A 22,216-nucleotide genomic window follows, 5' to 3' on the forward strand; every position below is an offset into this window, starting at 1 on the left:
TTTTTTTCTGCATAAAACTATTCATCTTCTCTGTTATGGACCGCAACTTTGAGATCGGGATCAAGAGGATTTCCAGGAATTGTTCGCGTTTCGCTGGCCCATTCGCCTAAATCAATGAGTTTACATCGATCAGAGCAAAAAGGTTTGAACCGGTTCTCAGGGTGCCAGGTATTCTGTTTCCCACAAATAGGGCAAGCGATTTTTTGATGATTGTTCATGACGGTCTTCATTAATTTACATTGAGTATGGGGTATGTGATCTGGCACCATTGATGTTCAATATTCCAGATCATATCAATTTTAGCATATTCAGGTATTATCGGAACATTTAGGGACGAAATTTAAGAGAAGGTATTAACCTATAATATGGTAACCGCTATCAATATAAATGACGTCGCCAGTAATATTTTTTGCATATGGGCTTGCAAGAAAAACAACCATTGCCCCTACATCATCTATATCAACTAATGATTTTAGTGGCGATTTTTCTTTAGCATGTTGGATTAAATCATCAAACTTTTCAAGGCCTGAGGCTGCGCGTGTTTTTAGCGGACCCGGAGAAAGTGCAATGACGCGAATTTGTTTTGGACCCAATTCCACCGCCATATAGCGCACAGAAGCCTCCAAAGCAGCTTTAACAGGTCCCATGAGATTATAGTTTTCGACGACCTTTTCCGCTCCATAGAATGACATGGCAAACAATGAGCCCCCATTTTTCATCAGCGGTTTAGCCAGATTGGCCATACGGATAAATGAATGACAGGAAATATCCATGGCCATGAGAAAGCCTTCTTTAGAGCATTCATGCACAGGATTTTGTAAATCTTGTTTTGGCGCGAAAGCAATCGAGTGGATGAGGATGTCTATTTGTCCCCATTTTTTCTCTATTTGTAAAAATAAATTATCCAAATCCTGATTTTGAGTCACGTCACAAGGACAATAAATAGATGGTCTGAGATCCTTGGCGACTTTATCTACAAATGGTTTGGCTTTTTCATTTAAATAAGTAATTGCCAGATCAGCGCCTGCCTTTTTTAATGCTCGTGCACAACCAAAAGCAATGGAGCTGTCATTGGCAATGCCAATGACTAATGCTTTTTTTCCTGCAAGTAATGTGCTGTCCATGCATGGTTCCTTTTTCATATTCTCCATATTTGCCTTTAAATATTTTTCTACCATCACTCATAGCATTTCAATCTAAAGAACACGTCTTATAGTTAATTTTAGACCATAGTTAAACAATTAGATTAATTTGCGATCAGTAGGTTGGGTGTCATGAATTTCGCTAGACACACAGGTTGATGCTGTTGTGTTTTAAAAAAGGGATACTTATTGAGCTGAAAAATATTGCGTAATAATTAAAAATCGGCCTAATGAGTACAATTAAAAACAAAATGTTCTATACTATTTCAATAGCCAATTCCAATTTCAATGCTGCATTAGATTAAGGATAGTTCTATGTTGCATAACCCAATTGATAACCGCTCTTTGTACAACTGGTATGATTTGACAATGAGGTCGCTCCAGCCCTACTCAGATTATTGTCTCATGCTTTCCAAACGGTTTCGACGAATAGCTGATACCATGGATTTACCGATTAATCTGCCATTTCTTTCTGACATGCAAAAAGAGTTAGGTGAATCGGCTATGCATTCGTCAATTAAATATTTTAGAGAGTTAACCGGCTATTTTTATTTTTCTCATATGATGACAAACATTTATGAGAAACCGAGCTTTGATATCAAAGATATAAAATTAGGTGATGACTATTATGATATTGTTGAGGAGGTCGTTGATCGTAAAAGTTTTTGTCATTTATTACGCTTCAAGAAAAAAGGGATTGATGATCATGTTTTCCCTAAAATGCTTCTTGTTGCCCCGATGTCAGGCCACCATGCAACTTTATTAAGAGATACGGTGCAAGCACTATTACCATTCTATGATGTATATATTACCGATTGGAACAATGCACGCGATGTTCCCTTGTCAGAGGGAGCATTTGACTTAGATGATTTCATTGAATATGTGATTTCTTATTTCAAACTTTTGGGGCCTGGATTGAATGTGATGGCGGTATGCCAACCTACAGTTCCTGTCTTGGCTGCTCTTGCGTTGATGTCAACCGCTAAAGACCCTAAATTACCTCGTTGCACCATTTTATTGGGTGGGCCTATCGATACGAGTCACTCTCCTACTGCGGTAAATGAACTTGCTGTTTCGAGAGGCGATGATTGGTTTCAACAGAATGTAATTTCTATGGTTCCAAGTCGATTTCCTGGGGCAATGCGGTTAGTCTATCCTGGGTTTATGCAGCTTTCTGGTTTCATGAGCATGAACTGGCAACGGCACATGGAATCGCTCCAATCAGCTATAACGGATTATGCGGAAAATAACCGAGAATCTGCGTTTAAAACGATACGTTTTTACCTTGAGTATTTTTCAACGATGGATTTGACGGCTGAATTTTATATGCAGACAATCAATACGGTTTTTCAAGAGCAATTACTTGCTAAAGGTCATTACAAATCTCGAGGAAAGAACATTCGTTTACAGGATATAAAAAATACATCGATTTTGATTATTGAAGGTGAGCATGATGACATTACGGGGCTTGGACAAACTAAATCGGTTATTAATTTATGCAAAAACCTTTCTGAAAGTAAGAAAAAGTATTATCTCGCGAAAGAAGTTGGACACTATGGATTATTTAATGGCAGCAAGTTTCGAAAGAAGATTATTCCAGAAATAAATAGTTTTATTCAAAAACAGAGTGGTTTGGTGAAAAGGGATAGATTAAAACATGGATCACAAAAGACTTGATTTGGATAAATTAGCAAAGAATTTTCTACAAAAGTGTCAGGCCTTACCAAAGATCAAGGTAGCTGTAGTATTTCCTTGCAGCGAGGATTCCCTTGAGGGCGCAATCGAAGCCAATCATTTGGGGTTAATTGACCCTGTTTTTATTGGGCCTAAATCCAAAATTCAAGACATTGCAAAAAGCATAAAAGCTGATATTGGCGATTATGAATTAATTGATATTGCAGAGTCACAGGTGGCTGCTGAAAAAGCAGTGCAATTGGCGAGAGAGAGAAAGGTTGCCGCTTTAATGAAAGGGAGTTTGCATACGGATGAATTGATGCATGCGGTTATTAAGAAAGAAAATGGATTACGAACTCGTCGTCGCATCAGTCATGCGTTTATTATGGCGATTGAAAAATATCATAAGCCATTTATCGTTACTGATGCAGCAATTAATATCGCTCCTGACTTGATGGTTAAGAAAGACATCATTCAGAATGCAGTCGATCTGTTTCATGCATTTAGTAAAGAAATAGTACCAAAAGTAGCGCTTTTATCCGCAGTAGAAACCGTGCATCCCGAGATGACATCGACAACAGATGCAGCATGCTTGGCAAAAATGGCTGAGCGTGAACAAATTACCGGAGCAATTGTCGATGGTCCATTTGCTTATGATAATGTATTCAGCCTCCATGCAGCCCAAACTAAAAATATTAAATCCACAGTGATTGGTGATGTTGATATTTTTGTCGTGCCCAATTTAGAAGCCGGTAACATTTTAGCCAAACAAATGGTATTGATTGCTGATGCACTGTCTGCGGGCATCATTTTAGGCGCTGCGGTACCCATTATCTTAACCAGTCGTTCTGACAATATTCGTTCTCGGATTGCATCATGTGCAGTGGCCGTTATGATGGCCAATGCGAAAAAAACAAGAGAGTATAATGAGCAATATTCACTATAAAAATGTTCATGAAATTACTGGGGATATACTGAAAATAGTTGTCCCATACGCTCATGATATGCGTGCAATTTCAGTTCCAAGACTCGATGATTTAGCGTTGATCCATACCTCAAAAGGGGTATTACTTGCTCAAATTACCCATTTAGAAGACGAGATCGTTACTTTGCAAGTGTATGGGAGCACCAAAGGGTTATCAACAAACGCTTCAGTTACCTTTCTTGGCCATCCGATGCGGGTGAGTTATTCTCCAAACATTCTCGGACGTGTGTTTAATGGAGTTGGGCAACCTATTGATGGTGGTCCTAATTTAGAACAAGACGATACAACACCTATTCGTACATCCACAGTAAATCCTACGCGACGAACGCTTGCTTCCAAAATGATCCGCACCAATATTCCTATGATTGATGTGTTTAATTGCTTGGTTGAAAGTCAAAAAATTCCCATATTTTCAATCGCAGGTGAACCTTACAATGAATTATTGGCAAAAATTGCAACCCAAGCAGAGGCAGACATTATTGTGTTTGGTGGAATGGGGCTATTGTTTGATGACTATTATGCTTTTCGTAAAACTTTTGAAGACCATGGTTCAATTGCCCGGACGATTATGTTTGTAAATCAGGCTTCCGATTCTATTTTAGAACGATTACTTATTCCCGATATGGCGTTAGCTGTTGCTGAAAAAATGGCAATTGAAGAAGGCAAACGTGTGCTGGTGTTATTAACCGATATGACGGCGTTTGCTGATGCATTAAAAGAGGTGGGTATTGCCATGGAACGTGTGCCATCAAACAGAGGGTATATGGGCGATCTCTATTCTCAATTGGCAAGACGATATGAAAAGGCTTGTGACTTCCAAGGTGCTGGCTCGGTCACCATTCTCTCAGTAACTACGATGCCAGGTAATGATGTAACGCATCCTGTACCTGACAATACTGGGTACATTACCGAAGGTCAGCTTTATCTGCACTCAGGCTCTATTGATCCATTTGGTTCACTATCCCGACTCAAACAACATGTGATTGGCAAACAAACACGTGATGATCACGGTCAAATTATGAATACGATGATCCGCTTTTATTCAGCTGCCTGTGAAGCGGAGCAAAAACAAGCAATGGCTTTTGAAATTTCTGAATTTGATGAACGGTTACTTAAATTTGGTCGTTTGTTCCGTGAACGATTTATGGATATTAAAGTTTCCATCTCTTTAGAAAAGGCATTGGATTTATGCTGGCAAACACTTGCGGAGTGTTTTCATGAAAATGAATTACTTATGAAACAAGAACTGATTGCTAAATATTTTAATGCCAAGACTCAACCGGATACCGATCATGGCGCAAATCAAACTCAATAAAGCATCACTAAGTCTAGAGCAAAGAAATCTGAAGAACTATCAGCGATTTTTGCCTTCCTTAGAATTGAAAAGGAAAAAATTATTGTCGGAGCGAAGCCGTGTTGATACTCAAGTTAATGAATTAAGACAAAAAAAAGAAGCCTTGGAACACTGCATTCAAAATGATGTACCTATGGTTGCAAGCACTATGAACATCTTAAGTAAACTCATTGACATTAAAGAAATTGCCCTCGCTGAAGAAAATATTGCTGGCATCAAGTTACCGCTGTTACAAACGATTACTTTCCATCCTATAGATTATGTGTATTTTAATACACCGCAGTGGTTTGAGCGGTTAATTGTTGTGCTCACTGAAAAAATCGAATTGCAGCTGCGTTTGCAAATAGCACTGGAACGGCAACGGCGATTGGCTAAATCCATTCAAACGGTAACTCAGCGAAAAAATCTTTTTGAAAAAGTATTAATTCCCAAGTCATTGAATAATATCCGGCTGATTCAGATTTTTTTGGCCGATAATGAGCGTGCCGCAGTGGTTCGTTCGAAAATCGCTAAAAAGAAAAGGATACTACGATGAGTATCGCAACCTTTGAGAAAGTGAGTGTCTTTGGGCCAAGTCGATGCAAGGCAGATATTTTAAGTGCTTTACAAGAATTAGGTTGCATGCATTTGATTGCTATTAACCCACCCAGAAAAACGGCATTAACTACTATTTCTACAACATTACTTGATCAAATAAGATGTGCATTGCTTTATCTTAATAATTCACCGGAGCATGGAAACCCTCGCCTTATTTGGAAAGATTTTAATCCGGATATTGTGGTAAAAAAGATTTTAGCGAACCAACATGATTTGAGAATTGCAATTGATCGACGTGATTTTTTAACAACACGAATTCGTGAGGTATCTGAATGGGGTGAGTTTATATTACCTCCCGATGGTGATTTAGGCGGAATCAAATTATGGTTTTATAAAATTAAACTGAAAGAAATTGCCCGGATTCCCAAAAATGTTCCTTTGCACGAAGTGTATCGGAATCATCGTTATGCTTTTATTATCGTGCTGTTCGAGCAAGAGCCTCAAGAAGAGCAATTTCCTTTTCATCGGATTCATACAGGTTCGATCGCTTTAGAAGCACTGCGTGTTGAATTAAATGAATTGAATGAAAAAATTGATGATCTTATGGATGAACGACGTAATTTAACGCGTTATCGTTATTTGTTAGCCCGCGAGGTAGCTCAATTTTCTGATAGAACCGAGTTGCAGAAGGCTTCAGGACAAACACAAGAGCATGATGAATTTTTCTTGTTACAAGCTTGGGTACCGCATAATGAATTATCACGTCTCACTCAATTTTGCCAAGAGAACCAATTAAGCTTGGTCATCGAAAAACCGTTACCCGAAGAACTACCACCGACGCTTATGGAATCACATCCCTGGTTGCAAGGTGGGGCTGAGCTCGTTAATTTTTATCAGACACCAGGATATCATGCATTAGATCCCTCCATTATGGTCTTTTTTTCATTTTCAATCTTCTTTGCGATGATTCTTGCTGACGCTGGCTATGGAATTCTATTGGCCTTTTTCGCAGTTTTTGGGTGGAAAAGATTAGGAAAATACAATGCCGCAGTATGGTTAAGACCTTTATTAGTGGTTATTAGTCTTTTTTCCATTCTATATGGCGCCATGCTTGGGAGTTATTTTGGTATTGAACCTAAAGCAGGAACATGGTTAGCGACATTGAAAATAATTGATATCAATGATTTCAAATTGATGATGCTCCTCGTTCTTATCATAGGATGTCTGCATATTTGTATTGCTAGTGGCATGCGTGCCTGGTTTGCCCAACATCGCCATGAACGCATTCAATCTTCAGGGTTTATTTTATTAATTGTTGCCACATTACTTTATTCCATTGGTTTGATGAAACATAACAGTACGATAACCCAACTAGCCATTTTTCCTTTTATCCTGAGCTTATTGCTGATCATGATTTTTGCCTCAAACGAACCGATTACCAGCTTTAATAATCTTGCAAAAAGAATTGTTCACAGTTTGGGGGCTTTAACGGAATTGCCCTCGCTATTTGGCGACATCCTCAGCTATCTTCGCTTGTTTGCATTAGGAATGGCAGGGGCTTCATTAGCAGTCACATTTAATTCCATGGCGCAGCATATTACCCAATTTGGTAAACCAAGTAGCTGGGTTTTAGCGGTTCTTATTTTAATTATCGGACAAACACTTAATTTTGTTTTATGTTTTATAAGCGCGATAGTTCATGGACTTCGTCTAAATTATATCGAGTTTTTCAAATGGAGCATCAAGGAGGATGGGTATTGTTATCAGCCTTTTAAGAAACAGGAGATATCCCATGAATGAGTTAATGGTACTTTTTGGATGGGCAGGTATATTTGCTCCGATGGCATTAGCAACAATAGGAAGTATCTGTGGTTGCGCCATTGCAGGACAAGCGGCAATTGGCGTGATGTTAGATACTGGAAGTGGATATGGAAAATACATCGGTGTTTCAGTGCTTCCCTCTACCCAGGCCATTTTGGGAATAGTCATTATGTTTACTCTCAATAGAACAGTTACGCCGCAGATTGCTGGAGGACTTTTTGGTATTGGATTTTTGGCCGGAATCGCTTTGATGATATGTGGCATTCAACAAGGATATTGTTGCGCCAGTGCGATCAATGCAACAAAAAACAAGCCGGAAATATTTGGTTTATCTATTGCTCCAGCCGCGATTGTGGAAGGTTTTGCAGTATTCATATTTGTATTTGCTCTGGTAATAAGCAATGGAATATAGGAGTTTTTTATGGAACCCAAGCAAAATCAAACGGCGAACATGATTTCTCAAGGCGTTGAAGCACTAATCGAACGGTTAAAACAGGATGGAGTGAATGCCGGGAAAGAGGAAGCTGCACGATTAATCAGTGAAGCACAAGAGAAGGCGAACACGATCCTCAATAGCGCGCAGACTAAATCAAAAGCCATGATGGATGAAGCACACCAATTGATTCAACAAGAAAAAAAGGCGGCAGAGGATGCACTACAGCTTGCAGCGCGAAATATGCGCCTTGAGCTCAGACAAAACCTGATTGACCGTTTTACTCAAGAGGTCAGATGTCTTGTACATAAAGAACTGGATGATAAGGATGTATTACGACAATTAATTCTTTTAATTGCAACAGATTCTGTGGAGCAAATCCACGCGTTTAAAGCAAAAAATATAGAAATTCAATTGCCCCAAAAAGTACTCGATTTCGATGAGATTAGAAAAAATCCTGAATTACTGGAAAAAGATTTCTTAAAAACGATGGTGAAATGTTTAACTGGGCGCATGCTCAGAGAAGGCATGAGTATGCGCGTCAATCAGCAAGAAAATAAAATCGCCGGGATTAGAGTGCACCTTGTTAATGAAGAAATTGTCCTGGATTTGACGGAAGATGCCGTCAGCAGTTTACTCATCAAGCATATGCAGCCTCGATTTAGAGCGCTCCTGGAAGGATTATTACAATGAGCGGTCAATATTATACTGTTGTATGCAGCTTGCCGCGCATGAACAGGTATTTCCAAATTCAGGAAACACCTATTTCAAGGCTACAACTGGAAAAACGGCTAAAACTACTCCCAACAGAGAAATTTACTCTTGCTTTTACTCTAGAATCATTAGCTTGGACAAGTTGGTTTGCACCTCATCAATCCATGTCTGAGCTAAGAGATGCATTTCAACAACTGATTGACAAGGAGCCTGCTTTTATTCGCGATATCCTTATCTGGTTTTTCGATTTACGCAGTATCTTTGCGGCCTTGCGTATGAGAAATGAAAAAAAAGAACCACCCGAAAACCCTCAAGAGTATTGGATTACGCGATGGAATCATAAATTGCTCAGAAACTGGAGTGAGCCAGATTTTGGATTGAAATTCATTTATCCTTGGCTGCCCAAGGTTGCTGCAGACATTGCCAAAAAAGATACGGTCGCAGTCGAAGAGTTTTTATTGTCCTATATTTGGAAGTATTTATCGATTATTGAAACTGGGCATTACTTTGATTTTGAGGCAATTATTATTTACTTACTCCGGTGGAATATCATTCATTATTGGTCGCAATTTAATAAAGCTAATGCGTTAACTTATTTGAATGAACTCTCTAATTTATTATTAAGCAAGCAGCTGCCAAATGATGTTATCTTGAACGACAAAGGGAGCGTGTCATGAAGGATAAACAGTCTCAGCAATTAGTCCATAATGCCACAGTGATTGCAATACAAGAGGGTGTTGTGCATATCCAGCAAAAAGGATCTATGCCCATCATCAAGAATGAAATTATCTATATTTGCCCTGCTCAAAGTCCCACTGACGAACGCATAATGGCTGAAATCTTACAGGTAAAGGACGATACCGCGATTGCTCAGGTATTCGAAGAAACGAGCGGTATAGCAATAGGTGATCGTGTTGAGCAATCAGGGGAGTTGCTCTCTGTAACTTTGGGCCCAGGTTTATTAGGAATGATCTATGATGGCCTACAAAATCCTTTAACTAATTTTGCCAACAAGTATGGCTTTTTTTTACCGCGTGGTGTCCGTGAAGAATCAATTGATCCACATAGAAAATGGGTGTTTACAACATGTGTGCATGCAGGTGATACGGTGAATGCTGGCAGCATATTGGGGGTAGTTCAAGAGGGGCGATTTACCCATAAGATCATGGTTCCTTTTGATATGGGGAAACACCTTAAAGTGGAATGGTTGCAGCAAGGTACTGTTACTGCTGATACACCCATAGCAAAGCTCATCGACTCTGAAAATAACGTGCGCGAAGTCAGCATGTTACAGAAGTGGCCGGTACGTTTTTCGATTGCGCAAACCCTGATGAAAAATAATCTTGCAGAGCGCCTTTATCCTAGCGAACCGATGATGACTACATTGCGATTGGTCGATACTTTTTTCCCCATCGCACGCGGTGGAACCGCCTGTATTCCAGGGCCATTTGGTGCAGGAAAGACTGTTTTACAGAATTTAATTGCACGTTATTCTGATGTTGATATCGTCATTATTGTGGCATGTGGTGAGCGAGCAGGAGAGGTAGTAGAAACCATTACTGAATTTCCAAAACTTGTTGACCCCAAAATGGGGGGGACGCTTATGGATAGAACCATTATCATTTGTAATACCTCTTCAATGCCGGTCGCTGCACGCGAAGCATCTATTTATACGGGAATTACTCTGGGTGAGTATTATCGGCAGATGGGATTTAATGTGTTACTGATTGCAGATTCAACTTCTCGATGGGCACAGGCGATGCGGGAAACCTCAGGACGAATGGAGGAGATTCCCGGGGAAGAAGGTTTTCCAGCGTATTTGGATAGCAGCATTAGAGGATTATATGAACGAGCAGGCATTATTCAATGTCACGATCAATCGACGGGTAGTCTTACCATAGTTGGAACAGTTTCCCCTGCGGGCGGAAATTTCGAAGAGCCGGTAACACAATCCACATTAAGCTCAGTTAAAACGTTTCTTGGGTTAAGTTATGATCGCGCTTATAAGCGCTTTTATCCTGCGGTTGATCCATTAATTTCCTGGTCGCGTTATTTTGAACAACTTAAACCTTGGTTTGAAACCAATATCGAGCCAACATGGACAACTAAAGTGATGGAGGTAATCAAGCTGCTGCATCAGGGACAAGAGATTTTTAATATGATGCAAGTTACAGGTGAAGAAGGTATTACCATGCGAGATTACATTCTCTATCAGAAATCGCTTATGTTTGATATGACCTACTTGCAACAAGATGCTTATGATCCTATCGATGTTTCCGTACCTATGAACCGCCAAAAGGAATTTTTTAATCTTCTGTTTGATATCATTATGAAAGAATATGAATTTACAGAGAAAGAAGAGGCGCGTGATTTCTTTGTGAAACTAACGGGTTTATTAAAGAATTTAAACTATTCACCATTAAATTCCGATAGTTATACAAGCTATTACAATCATATTATTAAATTAACGAAACTGTGATGGGGTTACGCGAGCAGGGGCTCGTTTTTAAGCTCTCTCCCTTTCGGTTTTAAAGCAAACTACACTTACATACTTTACTTCTCTTAATTTATCCGTTGTGCAAATTTATTTGTTTTAATGTGCTAAATTTATCATAATGACAGCTTTTTTCGTCTAAGGATCTTATGTCATCATTGCTTACAATCAATTTGTTAGAAGATTTAGTTCGTACTGCTGAGTTGAATCAAGAGGGTAAGACTGCAGATTATATTCCGGAACTCGCTAATGTGAATCCGGATTTAACCGCGATCGCAGTGCAACCATTAGGTGGGCAACCTCTTTCACACAGCAACGACCTCCTGAGCCCAGTAACACTGCAAAGTACATCCAAGATGATCCCTTTGATTGGGTTACTTGAGGAAGCTGGTAGCGAACAAGTGTTCGAATGGGTTAAGGTTGAGCCTTCTGGAGATGATTTTGCGTCAATTACTCGCCTGGAGCAATTTGGTCCTAAACCTTCAAATCCCATGCTGAATGCTGGGGCAATTACTTTATGCTCACGCATTCCGGGCAAAGGCGAGCAACAATTTGGATGGTTAGAACACTGGACGCAAAAATTATTTAATCAACGTCTCAGTATTAATCCTTTGGTTTTTGCCTCTGAAAAACGAACGGGGAACCGCAACCGTGCACTCGCTTATTTATTGAAAAGCAGAAACAATCTTGGGGTGGATGTTCATGAAACTCTGGACTTATATTTTGCTCTATGTTCCTATGAAGCCAAGTTAGAACAGATGCTCTTTTTACCTACTTTATTAGCGAATGCCGGACGAGATCCAGAAAGTGGGGAGCAAATCATTTCCACTGAAACGTGTAAAATTACTTTAGCAATCATGGCAACTTGTGGACTCTATGATGAAACAGGGACTCATATGGTTAAAACCGGGATGCCGGCTAAAAGTGGAGTATCTGGCTATACCATCGCCGTTGTTCCTGGTAAAGCAGGGATTGTCGTATTAAGCCCACGAGTTAATGCGAAAGGAAATAGTATTCGCGGCGAAATCATGCTCCAGGGGTTATCTAAAGCCATGAATTGGCATTTTGCATTACCCTAATCGGATCAATACCAAGCTTATCTCGGGTATCTAAACGGATTTCCCGGGTTAAGGGGGGCGCCTTTACCCGGGTTACATTATCCTTTGCTGCAAGGTGCAATTACAATGTGACTGTTGAGAGAGCAAAAAGTTTATCGTATTCATGTTGTAATACATCATCCTCATGGCGATGTTCAATTAAAACGTTTTGTAATGAGTGCAGCAGATTGTCACATGCAGTTATTCTTAAGTTTAATATTTTAAGAATTTTTTGTTGTTCAGGGGGCTGACCCTGTTCAACTTGCTTGATTACTGTATTCAGATTTCTTTTGGCTTTAATAACAACGTTTAGCGCTTCAACTTCATTTCCTTTGATTTGTGACGCAATACGGGCAAAGCTTATTTGGGCATCGGCTTGATTAACGTAGCCCAAAAATGAGTTTGTTGCTTCCTTATAATAAGGATAAGCTTTTTCTAGATCTCCATTGCGTTCAAATGCAGCACCTGCAAGAGTTGAAAAGAATACCTTGTCCTCATCAAATTCTGCTTTGCTCATACTGGTGGCATAATCGGCTGCTCTGCTAAAATAGAATGCACTTTTATCATAATTTCTGGCACCTAAATGCAGCAAACCTAAATTCTTGTAGGCATCATACAAAGCAGGGCTGCCAAGATTCAATACAGGGTTTTTACTCTCGCTAATAACAGATTCCATTCCATTGATAAGCTCCTCTATTTCTATTCGATTATCCTGAGTAAATTTAATGAAATCATGAGATGGGTTCAACACGAGATACTCTAATGGTTCACGGGAGTCTATGGCTCTAAGTAGTTTGCCTAAAAATTTATCAGATTGTGTTTTTAAATCCCGAAGCTTTTCTTTCAGCTTCATTTGCTTTTCTTCTGGGAGTTTCTCATGGGCATATTTATTTATATTATTATTAAATGCATTCTCATAAGATTCGGTGTATAAGCCATTATTTGAAATAACAGTCAACGTTTCAGACTCTGGATTAAATGCAACGCTATAATAATAGGCGTGATTTAATGCTTCATTGATAATTACATTCGATTTGACTAATTTTCCCGGAATTCGTTCTTGTAATGTAGTTAATATTTTTTCTTGGACATTCTCAATGTTCCAATGTTCATTGTTTGCAACAACAATTACTTCCAATTCTGAGTTCGAATGGGTTCCTATCAATTCACTATTATAATAGTATGGATCTAAATCAATATAGGCTGGTTTTTTAACGTTAGTCAATGCTATATCACTATCCATGAAAAATAGACCAAACCCACTCGTACTTACTGCTGTTCCAACCTCTTTATTGACAGGGTTATAGGGTCTGCGTAGAGCTTGCGGGGAGACATGGAGCATAAAATAATTGTTGTATGTGCGATCTCTGACAATCACCGTATGACAATGATGAACGCCTGTTGATTTTAAAACTATTTCTTCTTTGGGAGCTATTTTTGTCGGCTCATAAGTTGCATATGCGTGAAATTTCTTATCGAATTTTGGATGCAATGCATAATAGGCTAATTGGCTTGGAGAATATTGAACGGCATCATCTTCTGAAACTTGAATAAATGTAGGCATAATTTTTGCAAATTGATTAATAATCGTGTTGTGCATTCTATCGACAAAATCTTAAGGTTTTCTTAAGAGAATTATTGATGCCATTGTGTAAAAAATTAGTAGTAGATGCTTGAAAAAAGGAATTAAATTTTTATAATGCCTAAATGTTAATCATTCCAAGATGCTATTTTTATGTATTCCAACATATATTTGCCCCGTTTTTTTTCAACATCCCTTGAAATAGATATTCAGAGAAAACTGTCAGATCGCGAAACTTTGAATTGGGATCAAACTCGATATCAAGCTTTATTGAACTTAAAGAAGCATCTCTCACGCATGATGACAAGTCTTGCGCAATTAAAACAAATTACAGGGGCTGCCCAGATTGAATCAATGTGTTCACTTATCGAGCTATCGATGCAAAAAGCAATATCTGATCCCAGCTTCAATTCAGTTCAGTTTTCTAATGCATTGAATAATAAATTTTCACAATTAAAAGATGAGATTGAAGAATATAAGAAATTACAAAAGTGTTTTTCCGGGTGTAACTTGTTCGCGAATTCTATTGTGGCTTCTGTAGGTGCTCTAGGCGTTGTTTTATTTGGAGCTGCCGCAGCCACTGGCCCCTTGGGTATCGCTCTTTTAGGATTAGGGATGGCCATCTTGTCGGCACTCGTTTTTGCTGCGGCTGCTTATAGCGTTTATGTAGATGCGCGATTTCTAGGAGATAAACAGCTAGAAAACCTTGAAACAGGTATAAATTTCTTAAATAACTATCCTAATGTGTCGTTTTTGCTTGATGAACACCCAACTGGCAGCACTCTATGTTGTATTTAAAGTTACATCGTGTAGTTTTGCTGCTTATTCTGATGACTAAGAGAGACAGTTACAGGACTTACGAAACCCCTCTAGGTTGAGGCAAAAAATTTTTTTAATGAGGGAGTTTAGATAGACTAAATGACCGAATTAAAAACATTTTTTAACGAAGAGATTGGGGTTTTTCGTAAGCCCCAACCTGATTTCGACTTTCTACAAAACTGTCTAATAAATTCAAGGCTTTATAGAATAGAGGGATTCCTCTTTTTGTTTTACAAACATTGACCTATGGATTTCTACGTAAGTCTCGATGATTTGGGATTTTAATTTATCAAGCCCTATCCCTTCTTTTGCAGATGTTTCGATATAAACTGTATTGAAACGTTCGGCCAGTTCTTTTGCCTCTTGGTTGCTTACTTGTCGCTCCGAATCAGTATCGCATTTTAAGCCTACCAATAAAAACCTGAAGCGGGGATTATGTTCGTTATATCGAAAAACATCTTGATACCAAAACATTAAATTATTAAAACTCTCACGAGTACGTATATCAAAGCACAAAAGATGAATTTTATCTCCCATATATTGTTTTCCATAATAAGGAGTTGCATTATGAGTCATTGGATAATCGCGTCCTTGAATTAAAGGGCTTTCATAACGAAACAACAATGTTCCATAGTTCTTATCATTCTGCTCATGACTTTTCTCAATCTGTGTCTTATTCGAATTAATAAACTTGTTTTCGGCAAGTCGACAGATTAGGCTTCTAATGCCAATATCTGTATCGCCAATCAGATTAACGGTAATTGTTGGTACACTCTTTTTAAAAGAAGTTTTCCAATTGGATCTGGGAATCTCTGTTATTTTTCTAAAAAAATGGCCTGTTTCTGAGAGTCGGCATAGGTCCTTTGGTTTGAGAAAAGAAGTAATGCAGGCTGTTATTTCCCTGGGTAATGTACTAAAACTCCCAGCTCTAATCGTAATTAATTCATTTTGTGTTTCTTGCGGTAATTCTCGTTCAATGACTTTTTGTTTTTGATGAATTGCCATAGTCAATTCGTCAAGGTATTTTTTTAATTCTGCTTTAAATTGTTTGATAGCGGGAGAGCCAGTAAGAGTTGAAGTAAATTGGGTTAACAAGGATTTTTCTTGCATCTGCAGCGAGCTAAAGGTTTTCGCCAGAAGCAGACTATATTGCTTCTTAAGGGCCGTTTGGGATGAAACAGGGCAGCTCAGATCAATGAGATCAATGAGTAATTTTTCTACTCGCCTTCCTATCTCAGAACTCAGGGAGTTAAAAGCTGATTTGTTATCTTTTTGTCGTTTGAGTTCTTTTAGCATCCCTTGTAAATTGCTCACAAGTTCCGTACGTTCTTCCAGTGCCTGTTTAATTTTTAATAATTGACTCACTCCATTGTGCTCATCAGAGCTTCGTGGATTAAAGCCGCTTAAATAGTTATAGGATTGTTCTAGCAGAACATAGACTGCATGAAGAAGATTAATTTGTTCTTGAAAGTATGTAATGCGTGAGTTCATATTTTCTTCTAAATATCCAATAAATTAATTGTTAGTTAAAATGCAATGCATCTTGTCGGGACGTTAATCTAACATTTGGGTCAAAATAAAACAATCATGTGCTATATTTCCGTCTTTGAAATATAACTAGTACCCATCTTTGCAGCGAAGGTACTAATAAGGGGGGGCTTGCCTGTGTAATGTAGTGAAACCCGGGTTATGGCTCCTTCGGGCAGGCGCCCAGACACAAGGATTTAGAAACACGGTTTTGTGTTTTTATAAAATGCGGTACACTGGTTTTCATTTTTACGGTATGGCCAAACAAAATGCTTAATGTTTCTCGGGATACAAAAAATAACAAAGAATTCAATACAGCAGAGACGATAGATGCATCGACATCAGCAACAGAAGGCAATTCGCAAAAGCCTTCTATCCAAAGCTTGCAAGAGATAATTCTCGCTGTAATTGCTCAAGATCCTCTCTTGGTTATTAAGCTTATTCAAAATAAGAGCTTTGAGGATACTCTTATTCCAGAAATTCTGAAAAAAAGTACTCCTTTTATCAATTTAGTACCTGCAGAACTAAAATGTGAGCTTCTTAAGTTTCTTCCTATTCGGGATTGGTGTTCATTATTTAAGGTGAGCAATGAGTGGCGACAATTAGTAATAACTGCTGCAGAATTGTTTCTTAATGAAGTTGCACGTGACAAACCAACGGTAATTTTAGTTGATAAATTTGAGGAAAGTCTTAACAGCCTGCTGGAAAAAGTTAAGAGTTACCACCAAAAAACTCGAAGACGCCCTCGGCAGGTGCAGGAGATAAAGCAGCTAGAGAGCGAAGTTAAGTCTTTCACCCAGCCGTTGGCAAAATTTTTTCATTGCCAGAAAAGGATGGATGAAATTCAAAGAGCTATAGAGCGTGGATATGGAAACAGTACCTTAGTATCTATTTTTTCTGGTCCGGGAAATAGTCAATTGTATCAAATTATTGAATCATTTCTCAAAGAATGCAAAAGAAATACGGATTCAACCTGGTTTAGAAAAGTTCAGTATTGTGTGAGCCTGTGCCCTGAGCATGTTATTGCCCAGCAATTTTCTGATGCTTGGTTAGAAATAAAGAATCTGCAAGTTGACTTAAAAATACCATTACTTTCAGCTACATTTGGGATTTAGTGATATGGTGATTACAACTCATATTATGATTAGAAGATAATTTTCAATAGAAAAAATTAAAATAGCTCGTTCACAATAGTTAATATATTTTGGGGATTTCTCGCGATATGGGTTGGATTATAACGAGTCAGTAATGATTCTGAATTAAATCCCCACGTGACCGCTATAGAATGGATGTGACATTTTTTAGCCGCTTCAATATCTCGTGTTTCATCTCCTATGTAAAAAGTATCATCCAACTTCATTGAGTATGATTTGATTGCTTTTTTTAATAAATACCCTTTACCAAAATAGCTCGATTCTGCATGAATAAAATTAAATATATTCTGCATTTGATGTTGTTCAAGCCAGGCTGAAACATTGGCTAATGAATTCGAGGTTACTATTCCCATAGCGCAATCTAAACGCTTCAATTCATTAAGTACTTCAGGTAGATCGATAAATGTAGATAAGATAGGAATTTCCTTTTTCATCTGCTCTCTTGCTCGATGCATTAGGTAAGGAAGCTTATAAAATGGAATTTTTAGATAATGGATGAGTTCTTTTGATGTTAGATTCCTTAATATTTCTAATTCGGAGGGCTCTATTTTGCGTAAATTTAGTTCATTAGCTAAAAGCGTCAATTGTTCAATAGCAATGGGGAAACTATCGGCTAATGTACCATCAAAATCAAAGATTAAATTAAATTTCCTATTGATCATTTTTCTTCTCTTTGTGATTTCACACTTGATGATAAATTCAGCTCCTAATATAGAGTATGCTCGAATATTTAGAAAATACAGGAGTAGTCAGGTATTTTTATTCAAAATAGTGCAACAAAAAAGAATTACCCATAAATCCTTCAAAGACGCTAAGGACTTAAGATGGTATTTTGTTATGCCCTTATACAGCAAGTGATTGAAAATTTATCTATTTGATGTTATAATGTTCATTCGATTTTGAGTTTCAGGTCTGCATTAAAGATTCGTTCTCGTTCAAATAAAAACAATCAAAAAAGAAAATCGCTTTTTCATGGAGTAAATCATGTGGTTCACTTTTGCTATCCTTGCCGCCATCTTATGGGGATTTAATTATGCTTTAGCTGAAAAAATACTAAATAGTATTTCACCCATTACCCTATTGGCATTGGAAATGATAATTGGTGCTATATTGTTTTCCGGTATTTCTTTTTTTACCACGATGAAAAAAGACCTTCAACTATTAACGACTGATTCTGGTTTACTTTTATTAACCATAACTGAGATTGCAATTGTGCTCATCGCCAGTTATTTTATCGCCACGTCCATTAACCTTAAAAATGCTACAATTGCAGGTATCGTCGAATTAACCTATCCTCTATTTACCATTATTTTTACCTGGTTTTTATTTAATCAAATTCATGTAAATTTTTCAGTCATCATTGGCGGACTTTTAATTTTTATCGGTGCCTTGGTAATCGGTTTTGCATAAATTGGCTGTACTGCTTTACGTTTTAAGAGTTGGTTTGCTCAACCTTTGGGCATGCCAAACTAAAATCAATCTCGCCCAGCTCTCTGCGCGAATGGCATTAATATCCTCTGGTTGTCGATGACGGAACATATTCAGTTCTTTTTCAAAACAATCATTTTTTCCTTGGACATGTCGTTCATCGTCCACGGAATCCCTCCAATGCCGTAACCCGATTGCTTTAATCCTGCAAATGGCATCCAATCGGTGCGAAAGGCGGTATGATCATTAATCAGTACTGTGGAGGCTTCAAGGCATTCTGCTGCTTTTAGCGCAGGTTCTATGTCCTCAGAAAATACGCTGGCTTGAAAGGCGACGGGTAATGAGTTCGCAATACGAATTGCCTCGTCAAGTTGCTCATATTCATAAACACAGGTTACTGGGCCAAAAATTTCCAATTGGGACACTTTAGCATCAGCAGGTGGATTGAGTAATACGGCAGGAAGTAAGGTTGTTTCAGAGAACCTGCCTCCACCAAACAGTTTGGCTCCTTTGGCCACTGCTTCATCGATCCAGGACATGACGCGTTCTGTTTCACGTGGGAGAATCAATGGTCCCACCTCTGTTTCTTTGAAGAGTGGATCCCCAACGCGCAATGATGTGACTCGTTTAACGAATTCATCCATAAATGGGCTGATAATGTCTTTATGTACCAAAATGCGCTGTACAGAAACACATACTTGCCCGGCATGGTAATACCCACCTTTGACAAGCGATTGGGTGGTTTTCTGGATGTCTGCACTGCGATCTACAATTACCGGTGCTGCACCGCCATGCTCTAAGGCACAACGAGTTCCTGGAGAAAGTTTGCTTCGTAAACTCCAACCGACTTTGGCTGAGCCAATAAAGCTCAAGAAGGCAATCCGTTCATCAGTAGCAAGTTGCTCAGCCAGGGAGTTATCCTCTGTGATAAAAGTTTGACACCAAGCTTCTGGAAGACCAGCTTGTCGTACTAATTGGATGAGTTCTAAACAACATAAGGGTGTTGTAGTAGCGGGTTTAATAATTACCGGGCATCCCACCGCGATTGCTGGAGCGACTTGATGCACAATCAGATTTAAAGGATGGTTAAATGCAGAAATAGCCGCTACGACGCCAATCGGTTCTTTAACCGTAAATGCCCAGCGATGATCACTTGCAGGGGTTAGGCCCATAGGAATTTCTTTACCTGCGAAATGCCGCAATTCTTCTGCTGCATCGTTTAACCCATCTATGGCGCGCGTCACTTCAATTGTTGCGTCAGTAAACGGTTTACCACCTTCTTGGGCAATGAGTTTGGCAAAACGCCCCTGCTCGGATGTTAATAATTGAGCCGCGCGTTTCAAGATGGCCATGCGCTCATAGGGTTTGAGCCAATCCTTGCGATTGTTTAGTGTTGATGCAGCGGTCTTAAGTTTTGTTCTCAGTGCTTGTTCATCATCAACGGTAATTTCTTTGATCAAGGCCCGGTCAAATGCTTGTACCACTTGCAGTGCTTTTTTCATGATGTTCCCTTATTTGCTGGTGCTGGAGGTAGACGTTGTTGTAACTCATCGACAAGGACACGTTTATTTTCTGAATAATCGATTGGGAAAATAACAAGCTGTACTCCTCCAGCAGTGAATGCATTCTCGAGAATGGATTGAAAGTCTTCAATTTTTTCAACTCGGGTGCCATGTGCTCCATAGGACTCAGCATATTTTATGAAGTCAGGATTCTTGAAGGTCATCCCGAAATCAGGGAAGTGATCTACCGCCTGTTTCCAACGTATCATGCCAAAAGCATGATCTTCGATCACCAGGACAACCAGGTTTAATTTCAGCCTGACTGCGGTTTCTAGCTCTTGGCTGTTCATCATAAACCCCCCATCACCACACACAGCCATCACCCGGCGCTTAGGATATAAAAGTGATGCCATAATTGCGGATGGAAGTCCAGCCCCCATAGTCGCGAGTGCATTATCAAGAAGAATGGTATTTGCCATTTGCGTCCGATAATTGCGGGCAAACCAGATTTTATACATCCCATTATCCAAGGCGAGAATTCCATCATGTGGCATGACTTGCCGCACGTCATAGACCATGCGTTGTGGAGTAAAGCGATCTTCAGTAGCTCGCGCAGTAATTTTGCTCAAAATACCTTCGCGTAAATGCAAAAGTGCATTCGCATGTGGAAGATTCCCTTCGAGTTTGTCGGCGAGCAAATTTAAGGAGGGTCCCATATCTCCAATAACTTCTGCTTGAGGAAAATAAATTTGTTCCACAGTAGCAGATTGGTATCCAACATGAATGACCTTAAGATGGCTGGTTCCCATGATAAAAGGTGGTTTTTCAACGGTACTATGGCCTATGGTAATAATCAGATCCGCTTGTTCTATTGCTTCATGAACATAATCTCGTTCTGAAAGAGCGGCTGTCCCCATATAAAGCTCTGTGGCTCCTGAAACAGTCCCTTTACCCATCTGTGTAGTGAAATAAGGAAGTTTTGTCCGCAAAATAAATTGCGCAAGCGCATTGGTCGCTCTAGGACGTGAAGCGGCCGCACCGAGCATCACGAGCGGTCGCTTGGCTTGCATAATCATTTCTGCGGCGCGATCTAGGGCCGCTTCGCTTGCGACGGGATATTCAATAGGGTGTGGCGGGATGAGTGCAACCTTTTTGCTGCGCTCGGCGGCAATGTCTTCAGGGAGTTCTAAATGTACCGGTCCCGGTGTTTCTGCTTGGGCAAGATGAAATGCTTCACGCACAATAGTGGGGATCATCGAAGGGGATATAATTTGACGCGACATTTTAGTTAAGGGCTGCATGGTAGCTACCGTATTCACCATCTGAAATCGCGCTTGATGCGAGGATAAAACCCCTTTTTGTCCGGTAATCATGATCATCGGCATTGCACCAAGGAGAGCATAAGCAGCCCCGGTCGTGAGATTGAGTGCTCCGGGGCCAAGGGTAGTCATACAAACTCCCGGGTTCCCGGTTAATCGGCCATAGGTCGCGGCCATAAATGCGGCTGCTTGCTCATGCCGGGTGAGTACTAGTTCAATTGAAGAGTTACGAAGTGCTTCTACAACATCGAGATTTTCCTCTCCGGGAATACCAAAAACGTGTTTGACTCCCTCGTTTTCAAGGGCTGCAACTAACAGCTCGGAACCTTTGATCATAATGTCCCTCATGGATTTCAAAATGTTCTTCTTCCAATTATAAACCAAACTCGTTCATATTTTTTTATTATGTTGTCTTGTGAGGAAGAATCAGTTGTTATCAGAAGAAGTGAATCGATAAATACGATTTATCATAAAAACGAAAATGGACAGGTTGATTCTAGCCTTGAGGATCTATGTAATACAGGGTATTTAGATTAGTCCCTTTTTGGTTTATCAACGCGCTGTACCGAATTTGGTAAATGTATACGACAGTTGAATTTGGCATGTTTTGCAAACTATATTTGCTGATAAATAT

Annotated in this window: 20 protein-coding genes; 13 read left to right on the forward strand and 7 right to left on the reverse strand. The window is 39.3% G+C overall.

All coding sequences use genetic code 11. The features are described from left to right. Window positions 1–17: 17 nt before the first annotated feature. Window positions 18–218, reverse strand: coding sequence for a DNA gyrase inhibitor YacG (locus tag DGG96_RS04665; protein ID WP_110141796.1), 201 nt, complete (start codon window positions 216–218; stop codon window positions 18–20). A gap of 135 nt (window positions 219–353) precedes the next feature. After that, the gene (fabI, locus tag DGG96_RS04670) at window positions 354–1,124 is read right to left on the reverse strand and encodes an enoyl-ACP reductase FabI (protein WP_110141918.1); all 771 of its coding nucleotides are present in this window, start codon (window positions 1,122–1,124) and stop codon (window positions 354–356) included. A 333-nt stretch (window positions 1,125–1,457) separates the two neighbouring features. Here fabI and phaZ point away from each other — a divergent pair, with 333 nt between their 5' ends. The 10 genes from phaZ (at window position 1,458) to glsA (ending at window position 12,233) form a co-directional block, all read left to right on the forward strand. Then, window positions 1,458–2,819 carry a polyhydroxyalkanoate depolymerase gene (phaZ, locus tag DGG96_RS04675; protein WP_110141797.1) on the forward strand — a complete coding sequence of 454 codons (1,362 nt, stop codon included), beginning with the start codon at window positions 1,458–1,460 and terminating at the stop codon, window positions 2,817–2,819. After that, on the forward strand, window positions 2,800–3,762 hold the full coding sequence (locus DGG96_RS04680) for a bifunctional enoyl-CoA hydratase/phosphate acetyltransferase (RefSeq protein WP_110141798.1): 963 nt from the start codon (window positions 2,800–2,802) through the stop codon (window positions 3,760–3,762). The genes phaZ and DGG96_RS04680 overlap by 20 nt, the downstream gene beginning before the upstream one ends. Continuing rightward, a complete protein-coding gene (locus DGG96_RS04685) occupies window positions 3,743–5,116 on the forward strand; it encodes a V-type ATP synthase subunit B (RefSeq protein WP_110141799.1) in 1,374 nt (457 codons plus the stop codon). Before DGG96_RS04680 ends, DGG96_RS04685 begins: the two co-directional genes overlap by 20 nt. Continuing rightward, window positions 5,094–5,690 (forward strand): V-type ATP synthase subunit D, encoded by a 597-nt coding sequence (locus DGG96_RS04690; protein WP_233590516.1) that lies wholly within the window; start codon window positions 5,094–5,096, stop codon window positions 5,688–5,690. The genes DGG96_RS04685 and DGG96_RS04690 overlap by 23 nt, the downstream gene beginning before the upstream one ends. Beyond that, complete coding sequence (locus DGG96_RS04695) at window positions 5,687–7,492, forward strand: V-type ATP synthase subunit I (RefSeq protein WP_110141800.1); 1,806 nt, start codon at window positions 5,687–5,689, stop codon at window positions 7,490–7,492. The genes DGG96_RS04690 and DGG96_RS04695 overlap by 4 nt, the downstream gene beginning before the upstream one ends. Then, window positions 7,485–7,925 (forward strand): ATP synthase subunit C, encoded by a 441-nt coding sequence (locus DGG96_RS04700; protein WP_110141801.1) that lies wholly within the window; start codon window positions 7,485–7,487, stop codon window positions 7,923–7,925. The genes DGG96_RS04695 and DGG96_RS04700 overlap by 8 nt, the downstream gene beginning before the upstream one ends. A 9-nt stretch (window positions 7,926–7,934) precedes the next feature. After that, window positions 7,935–8,639, forward strand: coding sequence for a hypothetical protein (locus DGG96_RS04705; protein ID WP_110141802.1), 705 nt, complete (start codon window positions 7,935–7,937; stop codon window positions 8,637–8,639). Then, a complete protein-coding gene (locus DGG96_RS04710) occupies window positions 8,636–9,337 on the forward strand; it encodes a DUF2764 family protein (RefSeq protein ID WP_110141803.1) in 702 nt (233 codons plus the stop codon). Before DGG96_RS04705 ends, DGG96_RS04710 begins: the two co-directional genes overlap by 4 nt. Further along, the gene (locus DGG96_RS04715) at window positions 9,334–11,139 is read left to right on the forward strand and encodes a V-type ATP synthase subunit A (RefSeq protein ID WP_110141804.1); all 1,806 of its coding nucleotides are present in this window, start codon (window positions 9,334–9,336) and stop codon (window positions 11,137–11,139) included. The genes DGG96_RS04710 and DGG96_RS04715 overlap by 4 nt, the downstream gene beginning before the upstream one ends. Before the next feature lie 164 nt (window positions 11,140–11,303). Continuing rightward, the gene (glsA, locus tag DGG96_RS04720; RefSeq protein ID WP_110141805.1) at window positions 11,304–12,233 is read left to right on the forward strand and encodes a glutaminase A; all 930 of its coding nucleotides are present in this window, start codon (window positions 11,304–11,306) and stop codon (window positions 12,231–12,233) included. Window positions 12,234–12,333: 100 nt separating this feature from the next. Here the strand turns inward: glsA and DGG96_RS04725 are convergent, their stop codons facing one another. After that, window positions 12,334–13,851, reverse strand: a complete 1,518-nt coding sequence (locus DGG96_RS04725) for a hypothetical protein (RefSeq protein WP_110141806.1) — start codon at window positions 13,849–13,851, stop codon at window positions 12,334–12,336. Between the two features lie 135 nt (window positions 13,852–13,986). On the opposite strand from DGG96_RS04725, the gene DGG96_RS04730 reads away from it, so the two are divergent. After that, the gene (locus DGG96_RS04730; RefSeq protein ID WP_110141807.1) at window positions 13,987–14,631 is read left to right on the forward strand and encodes an apolipoprotein L family protein; all 645 of its coding nucleotides are present in this window, start codon (window positions 13,987–13,989) and stop codon (window positions 14,629–14,631) included. 213 nt (window positions 14,632–14,844) lie between these two features. Here the strand turns inward: DGG96_RS04730 and DGG96_RS04735 are convergent, their stop codons facing one another. Beyond that, entirely contained in the window at window positions 14,845–16,143 is a 1,299-nt protein-coding gene (locus DGG96_RS04735; RefSeq protein WP_110141808.1) for an F-box-like domain-containing protein, read from the reverse strand. 305 nt (window positions 16,144–16,448) lie between these two features. Here DGG96_RS04735 and DGG96_RS04740 point away from each other — a divergent pair, with 305 nt between their 5' ends. After that, window positions 16,449–17,294 carry a hypothetical protein gene (locus DGG96_RS04740; protein WP_110141809.1) on the forward strand — a complete coding sequence of 282 codons (846 nt, stop codon included), beginning with the start codon at window positions 16,449–16,451 and terminating at the stop codon, window positions 17,292–17,294. A gap of 56 nt (window positions 17,295–17,350) precedes the next feature. Here DGG96_RS04740 and DGG96_RS04745 read toward each other — a convergent pair whose 3' ends face one another. After that, window positions 17,351–17,995 carry an HAD hydrolase-like protein gene (locus tag DGG96_RS04745; protein ID WP_110141810.1) on the reverse strand — a complete coding sequence of 215 codons (645 nt, stop codon included), beginning with the start codon at window positions 17,993–17,995 and terminating at the stop codon, window positions 17,351–17,353. Between the two features lie 322 nt (window positions 17,996–18,317). On the opposite strand from DGG96_RS04745, the gene DGG96_RS04750 reads away from it, so the two are divergent. Continuing rightward, a complete protein-coding gene (locus tag DGG96_RS04750) occupies window positions 18,318–18,743 on the forward strand; it encodes a DMT family transporter (protein WP_110141811.1) in 426 nt (141 codons plus the stop codon). A gap of 131 nt (window positions 18,744–18,874) precedes the next feature. Here DGG96_RS04750 and DGG96_RS04755 read toward each other — a convergent pair whose 3' ends face one another. Together DGG96_RS04755 and DGG96_RS04760 are read right to left on the reverse strand one after the other, a co-directional pair. Next, window positions 18,875–20,263 carry an aldehyde dehydrogenase family protein gene (locus DGG96_RS04755; RefSeq protein WP_110141812.1) on the reverse strand — a complete coding sequence of 463 codons (1,389 nt, stop codon included), beginning with the start codon at window positions 20,261–20,263 and terminating at the stop codon, window positions 18,875–18,877. Next, the gene (locus DGG96_RS04760) at window positions 20,260–21,918 is read right to left on the reverse strand and encodes an acetolactate synthase large subunit (protein WP_110141813.1); all 1,659 of its coding nucleotides are present in this window, start codon (window positions 21,916–21,918) and stop codon (window positions 20,260–20,262) included. Before DGG96_RS04760 ends, DGG96_RS04755 begins: the two co-directional genes overlap by 4 nt. Between the last annotated feature and the right edge of the window lie 298 nt (window positions 21,919–22,216).

Source organism: Legionella qingyii, from assembly GCF_003184185.1.

Coding starts and splice junctions, on each gene's coding strand:
- DGG96_RS04665 (WP_110141796.1), bottom strand. CDS start 218: ATGAACAATCATCAAAAAATCGCTTGCCCTATTTGTGGGAAACAGAAT.
- fabI (WP_110141918.1), bottom strand. CDS start 1,124: ATGGACAGCACATTACTTGCAGGAAAAAAAGCATTAGTCATTGGCATT.
- phaZ (WP_110141797.1), top strand. CDS start 1,458: ATGTTGCATAACCCAATTGATAACCGCTCTTTGTACAACTGGTATGAT.
- DGG96_RS04680 (WP_110141798.1), top strand. CDS start 2,800: ATGGATCACAAAAGACTTGATTTGGATAAATTAGCAAAGAATTTTCTA.
- DGG96_RS04685 (WP_110141799.1), top strand. CDS start 3,743: ATGAGCAATATTCACTATAAAAATGTTCATGAAATTACTGGGGATATA.
- DGG96_RS04690 (WP_233590516.1), top strand. CDS start 5,094: ATGGCGCAAATCAAACTCAATAAAGCATCACTAAGTCTAGAGCAAAGA.
- DGG96_RS04695 (WP_110141800.1), top strand. CDS start 5,687: ATGAGTATCGCAACCTTTGAGAAAGTGAGTGTCTTTGGGCCAAGTCGA.
- DGG96_RS04700 (WP_110141801.1), top strand. CDS start 7,485: ATGAATGAGTTAATGGTACTTTTTGGATGGGCAGGTATATTTGCTCCG.
- DGG96_RS04705 (WP_110141802.1), top strand. CDS start 7,935: ATGGAACCCAAGCAAAATCAAACGGCGAACATGATTTCTCAAGGCGTT.
- DGG96_RS04710 (WP_110141803.1), top strand. CDS start 8,636: ATGAGCGGTCAATATTATACTGTTGTATGCAGCTTGCCGCGCATGAAC.
- DGG96_RS04715 (WP_110141804.1), top strand. CDS start 9,334: ATGAAGGATAAACAGTCTCAGCAATTAGTCCATAATGCCACAGTGATT.
- glsA (WP_110141805.1), top strand. CDS start 11,304: ATGTCATCATTGCTTACAATCAATTTGTTAGAAGATTTAGTTCGTACT.
- DGG96_RS04725 (WP_110141806.1), bottom strand. CDS start 13,851: ATGCACAACACGATTATTAATCAATTTGCAAAAATTATGCCTACATTT.
- DGG96_RS04730 (WP_110141807.1), top strand. CDS start 13,987: ATGTATTCCAACATATATTTGCCCCGTTTTTTTTCAACATCCCTTGAA.
- DGG96_RS04735 (WP_110141808.1), bottom strand. CDS start 16,143: ATGAACTCACGCATTACATACTTTCAAGAACAAATTAATCTTCTTCAT.
- DGG96_RS04740 (WP_110141809.1), top strand. CDS start 16,449: ATGCTTAATGTTTCTCGGGATACAAAAAATAACAAAGAATTCAATACA.
- DGG96_RS04745 (WP_110141810.1), bottom strand. CDS start 17,995: ATGATCAATAGGAAATTTAATTTAATCTTTGATTTTGATGGTACATTA.
- DGG96_RS04750 (WP_110141811.1), top strand. CDS start 18,318: ATGTGGTTCACTTTTGCTATCCTTGCCGCCATCTTATGGGGATTTAAT.
- DGG96_RS04755 (WP_110141812.1), bottom strand. CDS start 20,263: ATGAAAAAAGCACTGCAAGTGGTACAAGCATTTGACCGGGCCTTGATC.
- DGG96_RS04760 (WP_110141813.1), bottom strand. CDS start 21,918: ATGATCAAAGGTTCCGAGCTGTTAGTTGCAGCCCTTGAAAACGAGGGA.